Origin of the sequence: Roseibium sp. FZY0029 (assembly GCF_036350355.1) — a bacterium.
Taxonomy (GTDB): Bacteria; Pseudomonadota; Alphaproteobacteria; order Rhizobiales; family Stappiaceae; genus Roseibium.
Genome location: NZ_JAZDVZ010000005.1, coordinates 245,049 through 260,289, shown reverse-complemented (window position 1 = coordinate 260,289; position 15,241 = coordinate 245,049). Strand labels below are relative to the sequence as shown.

The window sequence follows — 15,241 nt, the reverse complement described above, 5'->3', positions numbered from 1 at the left end:
CTTCATGCACGTAACGTTCTGTTTGACCCACTATCGGAACTGGACCTTGCGCGAGCCTGTTACCCGGGGCTGCAGACGGAAGATCCGGACATAAAAAAACCGCGCCCCGAAGGGCGCGGTCCTCTTGCCTGGTAATCCGGCCAGATAACTGGATGGATTAACGGAACAGGGACAGAATGTTCTGCGAACCCTGGTTGGCGATCGACAGAGCCTGGATACCGAGCTGCTGCTGTGTCTGCAGAGCCTGGAGGCGGGTCGATTCCTTGTTCATGTCAGCATCCACGAGCTGGCCGACACCACGGTCGATCGAGTCGATCAGTGCGGACACGAAGTCCTTCTGCAGATCAACGCGCTTCTTGGTGGAGCCGAGCAGGGTTGCAGAGTCTGTGATGAGGCCCAGAGCTTCGTCAACATCCGAGATCATGCCTTCCAGAGTGGTCAGGTCGGCAGCGCTGTCCGTCAGAGCGGAGATGTCGATGGTGTCGACAACGTTACCGTTCGTCAGAGCACGATCAAGGATACCGGTACCACCACCAGTGGTGTCATAGAGCTGGGTAGCGGTGATATCGACCGTGGTCGTCAGAACGGAAACCGCACCACCGACGCGGGTGAAGGAGCTGACGATTTCCTTCGACGTTACCGTGGTGACGTCGGAAGACAGCCAGTTTTCACCGTTGAAGACGGCGGATTCGGCAGTTGACTTAAGCTGGTTCTGCAGTTCGTTGATGTCGGACTGGATCTTGCCGCGGTCAACACCCGGCGTACGGGCGGCAACAAGCTTGGATTTGATCTCGTTCATGACATCAACAGTGCTGTCCATAGCAGTGTACATGACGTCGACGGTCGCAGCACCCAGACCCAGGGAGTCTTCAACGGCGCTGAGAGCCATGTTGTCGGAACGCATGGTGGTTGCGATGGACCAGTAGGCAGCGTTGTCTTCCGCGCCGGCAACGCGATAACCGGTAGAGATGCGGTTCTGCGTCTCTGCCAGATTGGCGCTGGTGTTCCGCAGAGTCTGCAGAGCGGTCATTGCGGAAGCGTTCGTCATCAAGCTAGACATGATATGTCCCTTCAATGTGTCAGTGTGTTACTGGATTGGATTGGGACATGCCGGGTTTTCACCGGCACAGCAGGAGCAGCGTCATGCTTTTGAACCGTGGGTAGGTTTGAGGTTCAACCTGCTGTGAAAACGACCGTATCGGCTCAATCTTGCGCGAAGCTTACGCCAATGCGGGCAATTTGATCTTTTTGGAATTTCACCGAGACACAAATTCACAACAAAAGATCTAATCGCTCACGATCTTATCGCCGGTAATAAAAAGGCGGAGCCTTCCGGCCCCGCCCTTTTGCGCCCCGACGCCCCCGCCGGTTACAAGAATGATCGCACAAGACTACCGACCAGAAGGTTCCACCCGTCGATCAGGACGAAGAACAAGGCCTTGAAAGGCAAAGATATTACCGTTGGCGGCAACATCATCATGCCCATGGACATGGTGATCGTTGCAACGATCATATCGATCACGAGAAAAGGCAACGCGATCAAAAAACCGATTTCGAAACCCCGTCGCAGTTCAGAAATCATGAACGCCGGGATCAAGACGCGCAAATCGACTTCTTCCGCTGAGGCAGCTTCGTTATCCGTCACCCGGCCGGCAGCAAGGTCATCGAAAAGAACAAGGTCTTCTTCGCGTACCTGGCTCAACATGAAATCCCGGAATGGAGTCGTGATCCGGACATAGGCTTCTTCTTCGGAAATCTCGTTATTCATGAGCGGCTGGACACCCTGCTCCCAGGCTTTGTCGAACGTCGGCGCCATGACGTAGAAGGTCATGAAGAGGGCCAGCGAAATAAGGATCAGATTGCCTGGAGTGGTCTGAAGACCGATACCGGACCTCAGGAATGAGAACGCGATCACGAAGCGGGTGAAGCTCGTTACCATGATGAGGATTCCCGGCGCCAGAGAAAGCACCGTCAGCAGCGCAATCATCTGGATGATCCGGCCGCTGGCACTGCCCTCTCCGGCGGGCAGCAACGCTGACAGATCCGGCACCTGGGCCGCTGCAGCCCCCGTCATCGCGACCAGTACGAGGCCGGCAACTAGAAAACGGCTCATTGAATGACCACCGATTCCAGAATGACCTCACTCACCTGACCTCTGGTGCGGGTCTGGGCACGCTCGGTTAGATCTTCGCGAAGATGCTGCAAACCGATCCCGCCTTCCAGATGAGACAGGGTCAGCGTGCGCATATAGCCGAGAAAATCATCCTCGACCTTTTTCTTGAGAACACCGGCATCGCCGTCCGGATCGTCTTCGAGGAGAATTGAAGCCTGCACCCGGATCCATGCATCTTGCGGCGATGCCAGGTTCGTCACCAGTGGCTCCAGCCTTTGCAAACGCGTCGAAGGAGAAAACGGCAGCGTGTCGGTGAAGCTCTGCTGCTGGCGGAGCCGGCCGTGAACTTCCTCTTCGGTGTAGTCTGCGACATATTTCGCAAGGCCCGCACCAGCACCGCCGCCAATCAGTGTCAGCAACACCATTGCCGCGACAAAGCCGGAGCTTCGCTGGGGCTCCTGCGCACCTTCAAAGGGAACTTCGATGATATTTGGCATTTCGGTCTTTCCGATATTTTCAGGAAGGGCTCAGAAGGGCGTCACGATGTCGTAGATCTGCTGCCCCCAGGCCGGTTGCTGAACCTCGGTAATCCTTCCACGGCCGCCATAGGAGACACGCGCTTCGGCAATCTTGTCGTAAGGAATGGTGTTGTTGGCCTGGATGTCGCGCGGACGCACGATGCCAGCGATCTGCAGAATGCGCATTTCGAAGTTCACACGCATTTCCTGAGATCCGGAGATCACGAGGTTGCCATTCGGTAGACGGTCCGTGACCACGGCAGCGACGGAAAGCTGAATTTCCTCCGACCGGTCGATGGAACCGGAGCCTGCAGAGCCTGAGCCGGAATCGACACCCAGATTGCCACTGCCACCATGGCCGATGCCGTCCCAGTCGTAGTCCATCGTGCCGCCCCAGCCGATGTCGGAAGTGCGCCTGCGGTCCGACTTGTTGTCCATATTGGCACGGTCGTTGATCTGGATGGTGACTGTCAGCACATCACCAACTTTCTTTGCCCGTGGATCTGCAAAGAAATTGTCGCGGCCACTCGCCCACAAGGAGTTGTAGTCCTTGACGGTGCCCTGCCCGAAAGTGCTGAGCGGATAAGCGGCGGGCTGCTGAACGGCAAGACCATACCCGACCGGTGTCATCTCCGGTGCGCGGCCAACATCTTCCAACTGTCCGGCACAACCGGTCAGCATCGCAGCTCCGAAGGAGAACATAATAGCGCGCATCAGAAACTCCGTTGTATTTCGGGATGGGTCAGCCCCATCATCGATTGGGTCAGCTGGGCAGCGCGGGAAGGTTCCATCTCGTCGAGAATGCTGCTGGCAACGCGGGCCTTCAGTTTCAGAAGAACACCAACAGCGGCTTCCTCATCGGTTGTCTGAAGCTGCGCCGCAGCTGCCTCCGGGCGCATGCGTCCGATGATGGACACAACCTGATCCTCGACTTCATTGAGCAGGTCTTCCCGCCGCTCGACCCATTGTTCGAATTCGCGCTCCTTGCGCTGCAGTTCCTCAATACGGTCCCGCAGGCTCGCCTCTAGGCTGATCAGCTTCCAGGTCTGCCACTTGATGCGTGCATCCGAGGCCGCTTCGGCGATGTTCTTGCAATAGAGTTCGCTGTCCTGTGGCGGCACGGGCACAAGTGCGCTCTCGTGCGCTTGCGGCTTCTGGCGCGGTGCCTGGGCAACGGCCGGGCCACCGAATGTGATCGAAACTGCCGCAAGCACCAGAAGCGTGAATGTGCGGCCGCGGTCCAAATGTCGTGGCATAAGGCCTTCCCTTGTGCAGAACCTCTTTGGACGCACAATCGGAGATCGAGCTTGCGTGAGGCTGTCGCAAGAAAAACGCCGCTTCGAAAAGCGGCGTTTTTGGAATTGCTCAACCGGCAGAGACGGATTGGGATCATCACGATCTCAGAAGACGTGGACAGCTCCCTTAGCGGGATCAAACCGGCTCTGTGTTATTGCACCACAAGTTCTGCCTGCAGCGCCCCGGCTGTCTTGATCGCCTGGAGGATCGCTATGATGCCGGTTGGACGCAAACCGATCCGATTGAGACCGCGCACCAGCGTTGGCAGATCCGTTCCACCGACGACGGCAAGCTGGCCTCCGCTTTCCTGTGCATCGACATAGGTTCTCGGAACGACGACGGTCTGACCGTTCTGCGAGAACGGAGACGGCTGCGAAACCTCGGGCGCTTCAGAAATTCGGACCGTCAGATTGCCATGTGTAATGGCCACGGTCGAAATCTGCACATCCTTGCCGATAACCACAGTTCCGGTCCGCTCATCGATAACGACTTTCGCTGTCTGATCGGGCGTCACCCGAATGGCTTCTATCTCGGCAATAAACCGTGTGACGCTGATGTTCTGCGGCGGCGTGAGCACGACCGTCCGGTAGTCCCGTTCCTTGGCAACCTTGATCCCGTATCGTTCCCTGGTGAACTGATTGATCGCGTCGGCAATGCGCACCGCCGTCCGGAAATCCGGGTTTGAAAGCTCGAGCACCAGATTGGGTATCTGCGAAAACTTAGCCGGCAAATCTCTTTCGATGAGACCACCATTTGGAACCCGGCCAACGGTCGGAATACCCTGTGTCAGACTTTCCGCCTGGCCCAGTTCCGCAAAACCGGACACTGCGACCGGACCCTGAGCAACCGCATAAATCTGCCCATCCGCTCCCAGCAAAGGGGTGGCGATAAGTGTCCCGCCAGCAAGCGACGTGGCATCGCCGAGTGAAGACACACTCACATCGATCGTCGATCCCTGGCCGATGAAGGACGGCATTTCGGCGGTTACGACCACGGCCGCAACGTTTCGCGTCCTCAGCCGCGCGTCGCGCACGTTTACCCCCAGGCTGTCGAGCATCGATTGCAGCGACTGTTCCGTGAAAGGCGAATTACGCAACGTGTCGCCAGATCCCTTCAGACCGATGACGAGGCCATAGCCGACAAGCTGGTTGTCGCGCACCCCTTGCAGACTGGCGATATCCTTGATCCGGACCATGGACATTGCCGACACCGGCAAGGCCAACAGTGCAGCCAGAACAAAAACGAGTACCCGGGTCATAAACTCAGTTCTCCACACGTATGGTGCCGTCTTCTTGAACCCGTCCGGAAACCACCAGACCGCTGTCGACATTGCGCACGCGCACGAAATTGCCGGCTCCACCGTTTTGAAGCGCTTCCACCTGCATGATGATCATCAGGCCCTGTTCCCGGAAGACCAGCCGCGCCGGTTCGCCACGACGAACAAGGACCGGCTTTTCGACCGAGCTGATTGGCACCGGCTGTCCCGGCAGCAACGTGCGCCGTGCAACCATTCCAACCAGTTGGCCCCTGTTGGTGGAAACAGCAAATTGCTGCGCTGTCCGGGTCGGAAACGATCGCTCGATCAGATCCTGATGTGAGATTTCAGTTCCAGCCTGAATTGTCTGGCGCGGCACCGGCAGATCTATGCCTCCGGCAGCACGAGTTGCCGCAGTGCTGAAAACAAGGACCAGCGCCAGGAACAAGGATCGGATCAACATCGCCTCAACTCCCGTTAGCGAATACCGTTGGTGACAGTACCTGCCATCTCGTCAGCGGCCTTCATGACCTTGGAGTTCATTTCATATCCGCGCTGGGCGCTGATCAGGGCCGTGATTTCCTTCACGGGATCGACGTTCGAGCTTTCAAGATAGCCCTGACGGATAACACCGAATCCCGGATCGCCGGCAACACCGGAAACGGGTGAGCCGGAGGCCTCCGTTTCGCGGAACAGGTTGCCACCAACAGGTTCGAGACCGACATCATTGGCGAAATTGGAAAGCGTCAACTGACCCAGTTCGCGCGGCGCCGTTTCACCGTCGACCTTGGCGAAAACCTGACCGGATTCGTTGACAACCACCTCGATGGTTTCTTGCGGAACGATGATTGCAGGTTCAACCGGGTAACCATCAATCGTGACCAGTCTGCCATCAGCATTCTTGTTGAAAGAGCCCGCCCGGGTAAACAGCGTTTCGTCGTCCGGCCCGGTGATCTCAAACCAGCCCCGGCCGTCAAGCGCGACATCGAACTGGTTGCCGGTATTGGTTAGAGAGCCTTGCGCATGAAGCTTGCGGATGCCGGCGGTGCGAACGCCGAGACCAAGCTGCGCACCTTCCGGCACGGGATCCTCTCCGCCCCGGTTCGGCACCCCTTGCAGACGCTCGGCCTGATACAGAAGATCAGAGAATTCCGCCTGGGATCGTTTGAAGGACGTCGTATTCATATTGGCGATGTTGTTGGCGACGACTTCGACATTCATCTGCTGTGCGCTCATGCCGGTCGCGGCGATAGCAAGGGCTTTCATGGATTTTCTCCTGGTAATTACAATTGCTTATCAAGGCTCATGGCTCGATCAGATCGACATGCGGCTGATTTCCTGATAGGCGCTCACGACCTTGTCGCGAATGGCAATCGCGGTCTGGAGGGTGGATTCTGCTGCCATGACCGCCTCGACCACCTGCTGAACTGAAGCCTGGCCGTCGACACCTGCAATGGACGCCGCTTCACCCTGCTTGATCTTGTCGATCGCGTCTGTCGAAACTTTCGCCATCGCGTCGGAGAAACTGATGTCACCGACAGAGGCGGTGCCACCGAGATCTGGCGTGCTTGCCGTGTACCTCGTGGTGGAGGCAGCCTTCAGGACACCGTCGGTCGACGAGGTTAGTGCGGAGATTTCGTTGATCATGATCAGTTCCTCAACAGGTCGATGTTGCGCATGACCATTTCGCGGGCCTGCGTCATGACTTTCAGATTGGCTTCGTAAGAACGGTTGGTTTCGCGCATGTCGGCCAGCTCGAGCAGCGTGTTGACGTTCGGCATCTTCACATAGCCGTTCTCGTCCGCCGCCGGATGTCCGGGGTCATACTCCACCGCGAACTCGGCCTTGTCCTCGCCAATGCCCTTCACGGACACCAGGTTGGCCTGAACGGCACGGCTGAACTCGCTTTCGAAAGTGATGGTCTTGCGACGGTAAGGATCGTCGCCGGCAGCTTCCCCGGTAGAGCGGGCGTTCGCGAGGTTTTCGGACACAACTCTCAAACGCTCCGACTGTGCCCTCAGGCCGGCGCCGGAAATCTGCAAGGTTGCGGAAAGCGGATCGGACATGATTGTTTTCCTTTAGGATTTCACTGCGGACAGGTACATGCGATGGAAAGACTTCGCGATACTGGCGTTCAACGAATGATCGCGCGCGACCTCTCCTGCCTTCATGAGTTCCTGTTCCAGGCTGACAGAGTTTCCGGAATGGGTAACGGTCCAGCTGTCCGCCTTTTCGACATCGGACTTGCGCGCGGCTTCCATCGTCTGGCCCAGATGGCCGTCATGGGTTGCCGTCATGGCAAGCTGCGTTCTGCTGATCACCGTTGTGAACGGCTCCAGATCCTTGGACCGGAAGCCCGGCGTATTGGCATTGGCAATGTTCTCGGCAATGGTCGCCTGGCGGACGGAAAGCCAGTCATTGCTGTTCGAAACGAGTTTGGTCAGGAACACAGGTTCCATGGAAGACCTCCTATCGGCTCAGGTTGCCCCAAGGGATAGTCAGCCAAGCTTGTCCGAAACTGTTCGGCCGAAAGCGCTCATCGGTCAGGCCTCCAGCACCTCCGCCGCACAAGGTTCGCGCAATCTTCAGTTTGCATACATTGATTGCGCGGGCGCCCCTGCCCGTTCTGAAACCCCTATCTGGGAGAAGCGTATGAAACGGCTGTTGCCGCGAACCTGCGCACAGAAAGCAGACGGGCATTCACTCCGCCCCATTGCGCGATGCACGGCTCTTTCGTCTCGCGACTTGCTTACACGAAACGGAGTTTTTCCGGCTACGATTCTGCTTTTCGTTGTCAGCCTTGCACCACCGGCATTGGCCCAGTTCACGGACTGCGACGCCTATGCAAAAGCGTATGCAGATGCACATATCAACCTCGATCAGTCGGACCTGCCGATCGTTGATGGAGCGATGGAAGGTGCTGTTGCTGGCGGTGCCTGGCGAGGACCTGGCGGTGCCCGTAGAGGCGCCTTGACCGGCGGTGCCTTGGCGGTTCTAGACAACCTCGGCAGCACACCTGCCGGCTGGCGAGGACTTTACGACCTGGCATATCGTCTGTGTCGGAACGCTCAATCTCCCGTCACGCACCGGCCTTCAACACTGGGAGACCCCAGCTACCGCCCTCGACTTCCTGGTTCCAGCAGACCAGAGCCGCTAAGGCCAATGGAACCGCTTGCCCCATCAAGACCCAACAACTGAGGTTGTGACATGTTTTCGTTTCTGACCGCAAAACGGGACTCCATCGCCGCCGCCATTCAGCGCCGCCTGCACCCGCGTCAACGCACAAGACTTCGCCCGGCGAAACTCGCCAGTCTGGACAATGAATTTATTTGCGATTGCACCATCCGGGACATCTCTGATGGCGGCATCCGCCTCGTTCTGAACGAGGTTACCGACTTGCCAGAGGAGTTCTATGTTTTCGACGCCGTGCCGAAAACTGTCGCCGAGGTCCAGCTCCGTTGGCGAGACGGTCTGTCAGCAGGGGTCGTTTATCTGGTACCACCGGCAAGTATACGTCACTTCCGAAACACTGGAGTGAGGAAACTTGCGCAAAGACTATACGCCCTCGATGGATAGATCCTCAGTAATTGTCCTACAAATTCAAAATTACCAACTCCATTTCCTTGCCGATTGGTCAATTATTTAGACGACGGAGGCACCAACAGACTACAGAAGTGACAGATCAGCTTTGCAAAACGTTATTCAAGGTTATTAATTCTAGTATTTTAAAAAATTGGCTTGTAAAACATGCTCAGGACGCAACGCCGGTCTCACCGCACACGATCAGTGTGCGAGACCCGACTGCCCGAGTCTGTTGAATGGATAATAAGAAACGAAATTTCTTCGAACTACCGGACAAAGCCCTCACATCTCTGCCAACCGGAGCGGTCAAGGATACAGTCGAACATCTCGGCAAAAAGATCGCACATGGTGATTTCCCCACCGGCGCGATCCTGCCGCGCGAGGATGAACTCGTCGACAGTCTCGGCGTTTCGCGGACCGTTGTTCGGGAAGCCATCAAGGTCTTGTGCGGCAAGGGGTTGATCCGAACTGCCCGCAGATACGGCTCACGCGTCTGCCCGTTTGACGACTGGAACCTTCTTGATCCGGACGTCATTCGCTGGCACGACCCGAAAAGTCCGCAAACGGCAAGAATTTATGCAGAGGCAACAGATCTCAGGCTGATATTCGAGCCGGAAGCGGCCGCACTCGCTGCCGTAAATGCAAGCCGTAGCCAACGTGACACCATTCTGGCAGCCGCGCGGGCCATACACCCGCTGGACGGTCAGTCCAGCATGATTGGCGCCGACTACATGTTCCATGCCACGATCCTACAAGCCAGTGGCAATCAGATGCTTTCCCAGCTCCAGAATCTGATTTACGCGGTCATGCTCTTTTCCTATGCCGCGTCACAGCGAACGCCTCCGGAAGAGAAAGTTGCACGCCGCAATCATGTAGGCGTGGCAGAAGCCATCGATGCCGGCGATGCCGAACTGGCGCGCGGACGCATGAAAGACATGCTGGTGCTGAACAAGGCGATGGCAGACAAACTGGTTGCTTCAACGCTTCAGGAATGACCCAGGCGCTTGAAGAGCCGTATTGACCACGCCAAAAGCCGCGCTTCCAGATTTGTTGGACAAGTGAGGGTTTTCCCAGCAGATTAGGGAAAATCAACAATGGGCCACACCCCAAGGCCAACCAGGAAACGCCATGAGCTTTTATTCAGAAACCGAAATGTCCTCCGGCACTTATCTGGGCCGTGTTTGGCGGCCCGGCGTCAACGGACCTTCCGTCGTTACTCTGCGCGGCAATCGCGTCATCGACATCACCTCGAAGACCGCCCCGACCGTGCGGGACATCTGCGAAATGCGGGATCCGACAAGTTATGTTGCCACGGCAGAAGGAGAAGATCTCGGCGCTCTCGACCTGATTGCAGCAGCTTCTTCAGATAATCCCACCGAATTGCATTTTCTTGCACCGTGCGATCTGCAAGCGGTGAAAGCCTGTGGGGTGACCTTCGCCAATTCCATGGTGGAACGCGTTATCGAGGAAAAAGCGGCAGGCGATCCCCAAAAGGCGGAAGCAATTCGGGCACGTGTGGGCTCCACCATCGGCGACAGTCTGCGTAACCTGCGCGCCGGATCAGAGGAAGCTGCCAGGGTAAAACAGGCGCTGATTTCCGAAGGGCTGTGGAGCCAATATCTGGAAGTTGGTATCGGCCCGGATGCCGAAGTCTTTTCCAAAGCCCAGGTTCTTTCCTCCGTCGGCCCGGGTGCAGATGTCGGTCTGCATCCTGTGTCGAGCTGGAACAACCCTGAGCCGGAAGTGGTTCTGACCGTCTCTTCCAAAGGTGTGATTGTCGGCGCGACTCTTGGAAATGACGTCAATCTGCGCGACGTCGAAGGCCGCTCGGCGCTGCTTCTGTCCAAAGCCAAGGACAACAATGCATCCTGCGCCATCGGGCCCATGATCCGACTGTTCGACGCCACGTTTTCGCTGGAGGACGTGCGCCAGGCAGAGCTGGATCTGACAGTCGAGGGCACGGACGGGTTTATCCTGAAGGGACGGTCTTCGATGAAGGAGATTAGCCGGGATCCTCAAGACCTCGTCCGGCAGACTCTGGGTCGGCATCACCAGTACCCTGACGGGATCATGCTGTTTCTCGGCACGCTCTTTGCCCCTACCCAGGACAGGGACGTCGCCGGTGAAGGCTTTACGCACAAACTGGGCGACGTTGTCACGATCGAAAGCCCGGGCCTGGGCCGCTTGAGCAACACGGTCCGGCTTTCGACGGAATGTCCAGAATGGACTTTCGGAATAAGCTCCCTGATGCGCAACCTCGCAGAGCGTGGCCTTCTCTAGCTGGAAGCTTTAAGCCCAGCGCTCGGCGCAGTCTCACATCAGGAAGCATGCGTGCTCGTCAAAGCGTCGGCTGGACCATTTTCGCGGGATCGACAACCCGGTCGAATTCCTCTGCGCTGACAAAGCCAAGGTCAAGGCATGCCTGTTTCAAGGTCAGATCGTGCTCAAAGGCATGATGTGCGGCATGACTGGCCTTGTCGTATCCGATAAGCGGACTGAGCGCAGTGACCAGCATCAAGGACTGATCCAGGAACTGCTTGATGCGCTTTTCGTTCGGCTGCATTCCTTCGACAAGGAAACGGGAGAAGTTGGTGCAGCCGTCACCCATGATCTTAACCGATTGCAGAATTGCATTGATCATCAACGGCTTGTAGACATTCATCTCGAGATACCCGCTGGCGCCACCAATCCCGACCACGACGTCATTCCCGATGACCTGCGCCGCGATCATCGCAAGTGCCTCACACTGAGTCGGATTGACCTTGCCCGGCATGATCGAGGACCCGGGTTCATTGGACGGAATTATCAGTTCGAAAAATCCGCAGCGGGGTCCGCATGACAAAAGACGAATGTCGTTTGCGATCTTGAACAAGGACACAGCAAGCGTCTTCAAAGCCCCGCTCAGCATGACAAGAGCATCATGCGCGCCCTGGACAGCGAATTTGTTCGGAGCCGTATAAAACGGCAAACCAGTCAGTTCGGCGATTTTTGTGGCTGACAGCTCTGCAAAGCGGGGATGCGCGTTGATCCCCGTCCCCACAGCGGTTCCGCCCAGCGCCAGACCATAGACATCGTTTAATGCAAAACGGATACGTTCCATGTCCTGCCGCAGCATTTCAGCGTAACCGGAAAACTCCTGCCCAAGTGTCAGAGGCGTAGCGTCCTGCATATGGGTTCTGCCGATCTTGATGATACTGTCCCAGGCATCGGCTTTTTCCTGAAGGCTTTTGTGGAGTGTCTGAACCCCTGGCAGCAGGCGGTGGTTCACCTGGATCGCAGCCGCCATGTGCATGGCTGCAGGAAAGCTGTCATTGGAAGACTGAGACAGGTTCACGTGATCGTTGGGGTGAACCGGATCTTTTGACCCCAGTACGCCGCCTGCAAGCGCAATGGCGCGATTGGCGATCACCTCATTCACGTTCATGTTGGTTTGGGTGCCGCTACCGGTCATCCAGACGTGCAGAGGAAAATGCTCGTCCAGTTTTCCTTCGCTCACTTCCTCCGCTGCCCGGACAATCAGGCTCGCTAGATCGTCACGCAGCAGGCCCAGCTCTTCGTTTGAAAGAGCGGCTGCCTTTTTCAGGATGCCATAGGCGTGGACAAGCTCAATCGGCATCAAGTCACTGCCGATTGAAAAATACTTGAGGGAACGCTGTGTCTGCGCCCCCCAGTATTTGTCCTCCGGTACATCTATCTCACCGATGCTGTCGCTTTCAGTACGCATAAGCGTCTCCCTGTGGGTTGGCTCAAGAGGCCAGCAAGGTTTCGGTCAACTCGCTATCCGGCTTTTTAAGCCCATCGATGACGTCGAAATGATGCCGATCCGGATCTTCCCGATAAGTCGCCGTTGGCCAAGCGTCGGCGAGAAGTTTCGACTGGCGGAGGAACTCCGGACGCTCCGCCCCTCCAACCCAGGCGACGACCGGGCAGTCGATTGCGGGCTTCATAAGTGCGGCGCTCTCGGCAACGGCCTCTTCTTCGCTCATTTGGAAAGACTTGTTCATCACGGTATTTCTGAGCGGGCGAAGGTCGTGCAGACCGCTAATGGATACGACCCGCTCGATTCGCGCCAGAACGTCCTCTGACAGGCGCGTATCCTCACAGATCATCCGAGTGACCAGATGGCCTCCGGCGGAGTGACCGGCCAGCCGGATCGGCCCGGCAACACGAGCCGCCGCTTTCGTGACTGCCACACTGATCTGCCGCGTGATGTCTGAGATCCGGGCATCTGGAGCCAGCTCATAGGATGGCATGCAAACCGTCCAGCCCTTTGCCAGACACCCGCTTGAGAAATGCGACCAGGAACTCTTGTCGAATCTCAGCCAGTAGCCCCCATGCACGAAGACAACGAGCCCCTTGGATTTTCGCTCCGGCCGGAACACATCGAACCGTTGACGATCCCCTTCCCCGTAAACAACATCCAGATCCTTCTCGACCCAGCTTTTCCGGAAGGCTTCGGCATCTTGCGCCCAGCGCACAATAAAATCGTCGGCACCTGGAATATACGCTGCATTTGAATAGGCATCGTCCCAATCAGCAATCGTCATCTCGCTCATTCGAAATCCTCTAACAACCTTCGAAATTGATCGGCGGCATCCTTGCACGATTTCCTTTCAAAGCGGAACGGCCTGAATGCCAATCGCAGCTTGTCAAATAGACCTGGGTCAACCTAACGTCAGAAAAAAACCATGAACCGGGAGGCAAACTCATATGGTGGAACGCTGTTCCAATCGCGTGTCCAATCTTGCACACTTTCTGTCCAGAAATGCCGCACGATGGCCAACCCGTCCGGCCGTTGTCCAGGATGGGCGCACATGGACCTGGGCGGAAATCGATTCGCGAGTCTCAGCTCTTGCAACAGGCCTGCAGTCTGAGTTTGGCGTTTCCAAGGGGGACAGTCTCCTGGTGCAGGCTGAAAACTCTGTTCAGATGATCGAGATCATGCTGGCTGCTTTCCGCCTGGGGGCTGTCTGGGTTCCTTGCAACTTCCGTCAGGCGCCCGGTGAGACAGCCTATGCGGCGGAAAAAGCGAAGGCGAAGGTTTTCCTGTGTGACGCAAATTTCAGCGCTCAAGCCGAAGCTGTACGGAACGCAAGACCGCAGCTGACTGGTTGCGTAACGATTGGCACGAGCGACTTTGGCACCAGCTATGAGGATCTTGTCTCCCGCCACACGGGACAAGCCTTTGCGAATGAGAGCGTAGATTACAACGACCCCTGTTGGTTGTTCTTCACATCCGGCTCCACAGGACGCCCAAAGGCGGTCGTCCTCAGTCACGGGCAAATCGGTTTCGTCTGCGTCAACTACATGGCGGATCTGTTGCCTGGAACAACGGAACAGGATGCATCGCTGGTGATCGCTCCGCTCTCCCACGGCGCAGGGCTACAACTGGTCGCTCAGCTTGTGGCCGGTTCAGCGCATGTGCTTTTGCCTAGAGGTGGCTTCAATCCGGCAACCGCTTTCGAGCTGATCGAAAAACACAAGGTCAGCAATATTTTCACTGTGCCAACAATCGTCAAACGCCTGGTGGAAGATCCTGCGGTCGACCGGTTCGATCACTCAAGCCTGCGACACCTCATCTATGCGGGGGCTCCCATGTACCGGGAGGACCAGAAACTGGCGCTGCAGAAACTGGGGCACGTTCTGGTTCAATACTACGGGCTTGGCGAGGTCACCGGAAACATCACGGTGCTGCGGCCCCAGGATCATTTTCTGGAGGATGGTCCCGAGACACGCAGCGGCACCTGCGGCACGGAGCGCACCGGCATCGAGGTCTCGATCCAGGACGAACACGGCAATCTTCTGCCGCCCAATGAAACAGGTGAAGTCTGCGTTATTGGCGCAGCTGTCTGCGCGGGATACCTGGAGGACGATGAAGCCAACAAAAAGTCGTTCAGAAATGGCTGGTTCCGGACGGGCGACATCGGTCACATGGATGAACAGCGCTACCTCTTCCTGACCGGCCGAGCCTCGGACATGTATATTTCGGGTGGCTCCAACGTCTATCCGAAAGAAGTCGAGGAAGTCCTGCTCACACATCCGGATATCTCCGAGGTCGCAATTCTAGGCATTCCTGACAGGCAATGGGGCGAAGTCGGACTTGCCGTTTGCGTGGCGGCCCCGGGCAAGTCCCCCGACCCTCAGGCTTTGACGGACTATCTCGACGGCAAGATCGCCCGTTACAAATTGCCGGCACGCTACCTCTTTATTCCGGCGATGCCGACCAGCGCCTACGGCAAGATCACGAAGAAACTGGTGCGAGAGCATCTGACGGAGCAGGGCTTACTGTGAGACGGCCACCGCCCAGGACACTTGCCGACATCCGGCATCCTGGTCCCGCCGCCGAAAATCGGCGGCCCTATGCCAGATGCCGGGCGGAACCTCTAAAGATAGACATCACGGAGCCCGCGCCTCTTTTGGAGGTCTTGGGTCGCTACGCCAAACAGCATGAGCTGAGTCCGGCGGTGCGGGATCTTT

General features: G+C 57.1%; 17 protein-coding genes. 4 read left to right on the top strand and 13 right to left on the bottom strand.

Going from position 1 to position 15,241, the window contains the following annotated elements:
- Nucleotides 1–157: 157 nt before the first annotated feature.
- The 11 genes from V1T76_RS15965 to flgB all read right to left on the bottom strand — a co-directional run bounded on the left by V1T76_RS15965 (nucleotide 158) and on the right by flgB (nucleotide 7,641).
- Nucleotides 158–1,060, bottom strand: coding sequence for a flagellin N-terminal helical domain-containing protein (locus V1T76_RS15965; protein WP_330561650.1), 903 nt, complete (start codon nucleotides 1,058–1,060; stop codon nucleotides 158–160).
- Nucleotides 1,061–1,369: 309 nt separating this feature from the next.
- A complete protein-coding gene (fliP, locus tag V1T76_RS15960) occupies nucleotides 1,370–2,113 on the bottom strand; it encodes a flagellar type III secretion system pore protein FliP (protein ID WP_330561649.1) in 744 nt (247 codons plus the stop codon).
- On the bottom strand, nucleotides 2,110–2,610 hold the full coding sequence (locus V1T76_RS15955) for a flagellar basal body-associated FliL family protein (protein ID WP_330561648.1): 501 nt from the start codon (nucleotides 2,608–2,610) through the stop codon (nucleotides 2,110–2,112). The genes fliP and V1T76_RS15955 overlap by 4 nt, the downstream gene beginning before the upstream one ends.
- Before the next feature lie 30 nt (nucleotides 2,611–2,640).
- Nucleotides 2,641–3,345 carry a flagellar basal body L-ring protein FlgH gene (gene flgH / locus V1T76_RS15950; RefSeq protein WP_040439910.1) on the bottom strand — a complete coding sequence of 235 codons (705 nt, stop codon included), beginning with the start codon at nucleotides 3,343–3,345 and terminating at the stop codon, nucleotides 2,641–2,643.
- Nucleotides 3,345–3,887: a MotE family protein gene (locus tag V1T76_RS15945; RefSeq protein ID WP_330561647.1), complete on the bottom strand. Its 543-nt coding sequence runs from the start codon at nucleotides 3,885–3,887 to the stop codon at nucleotides 3,345–3,347. Before V1T76_RS15945 ends, flgH begins: the two co-directional genes overlap by 1 nt.
- Before the next feature lie 191 nt (nucleotides 3,888–4,078).
- Entirely contained in the window at nucleotides 4,079–5,185 is a 1,107-nt protein-coding gene (gene flgI / locus V1T76_RS15940) for a flagellar basal body P-ring protein FlgI (RefSeq protein ID WP_330561646.1), read from the bottom strand.
- A 4-nt stretch (nucleotides 5,186–5,189) separates the two neighbouring features.
- Nucleotides 5,190–5,645 (bottom strand): flagellar basal body P-ring formation chaperone FlgA, encoded by a 456-nt coding sequence (gene flgA, locus V1T76_RS15935; protein WP_330561645.1) that lies wholly within the window; start codon nucleotides 5,643–5,645, stop codon nucleotides 5,190–5,192.
- A gap of 14 nt (nucleotides 5,646–5,659) precedes the next feature.
- Nucleotides 5,660–6,448 carry a flagellar basal-body rod protein FlgG gene (flgG, locus tag V1T76_RS15930; protein ID WP_330561644.1) on the bottom strand — a complete coding sequence of 263 codons (789 nt, stop codon included), beginning with the start codon at nucleotides 6,446–6,448 and terminating at the stop codon, nucleotides 5,660–5,662.
- Nucleotides 6,449–6,496: 48 nt separating this feature from the next.
- On the bottom strand, nucleotides 6,497–6,829 hold the full coding sequence (locus V1T76_RS15925; protein WP_330561643.1) for a flagellar hook-basal body complex protein FliE: 333 nt from the start codon (nucleotides 6,827–6,829) through the stop codon (nucleotides 6,497–6,499).
- 2 nt (nucleotides 6,830–6,831) lie between these two features.
- Nucleotides 6,832–7,248: a flagellar basal body rod protein FlgC gene (gene flgC, locus V1T76_RS15920; protein ID WP_006934658.1), complete on the bottom strand. Its 417-nt coding sequence runs from the start codon at nucleotides 7,246–7,248 to the stop codon at nucleotides 6,832–6,834.
- Between the two features lie 12 nt (nucleotides 7,249–7,260).
- A complete protein-coding gene (gene flgB, locus V1T76_RS15915; RefSeq protein ID WP_006934660.1) occupies nucleotides 7,261–7,641 on the bottom strand; it encodes a flagellar basal body rod protein FlgB in 381 nt (126 codons plus the stop codon).
- A 748-nt stretch (nucleotides 7,642–8,389) separates the two neighbouring features.
- On the opposite strand from flgB, the gene V1T76_RS15910 reads away from it, so the two are divergent.
- The 3 genes from V1T76_RS15910 (at nucleotide 8,390) to V1T76_RS15900 (ending at nucleotide 11,044) form a co-directional block, all read left to right on the top strand.
- Complete coding sequence (locus V1T76_RS15910; protein ID WP_006934664.1) at nucleotides 8,390–8,758, top strand: PilZ domain-containing protein; 369 nt, start codon at nucleotides 8,390–8,392, stop codon at nucleotides 8,756–8,758.
- Between the two features lie 242 nt (nucleotides 8,759–9,000).
- Nucleotides 9,001–9,759, top strand: coding sequence for a FadR/GntR family transcriptional regulator (locus V1T76_RS15905; protein ID WP_330561642.1), 759 nt, complete (start codon nucleotides 9,001–9,003; stop codon nucleotides 9,757–9,759).
- A 133-nt stretch (nucleotides 9,760–9,892) separates the two neighbouring features.
- Complete coding sequence (locus V1T76_RS15900; RefSeq protein WP_330561641.1) at nucleotides 9,893–11,044, top strand: fumarylacetoacetate hydrolase family protein; 1,152 nt, start codon at nucleotides 9,893–9,895, stop codon at nucleotides 11,042–11,044.
- A gap of 58 nt (nucleotides 11,045–11,102) precedes the next feature.
- On the opposite strand, the gene fumC is transcribed toward V1T76_RS15900, so the two are convergent.
- On the bottom strand, nucleotides 11,103–12,488 hold the full coding sequence (gene fumC, locus V1T76_RS15895) for a class II fumarate hydratase (RefSeq protein WP_330561640.1): 1,386 nt from the start codon (nucleotides 12,486–12,488) through the stop codon (nucleotides 11,103–11,105).
- 22 nt (nucleotides 12,489–12,510) lie between these two features.
- Entirely contained in the window at nucleotides 12,511–13,320 is an 810-nt protein-coding gene (locus V1T76_RS15890) for an alpha/beta hydrolase (RefSeq protein WP_330561639.1), read from the bottom strand.
- Between the two features lie 154 nt (nucleotides 13,321–13,474).
- On the opposite strand from V1T76_RS15890, the gene V1T76_RS15885 reads away from it, so the two are divergent.
- Nucleotides 13,475–15,055, top strand: coding sequence for an acyl-CoA synthetase (locus V1T76_RS15885; protein ID WP_330561638.1), 1,581 nt, complete (start codon nucleotides 13,475–13,477; stop codon nucleotides 15,053–15,055).
- Nucleotides 15,056–15,241 lie beyond the last annotated feature (186 nt).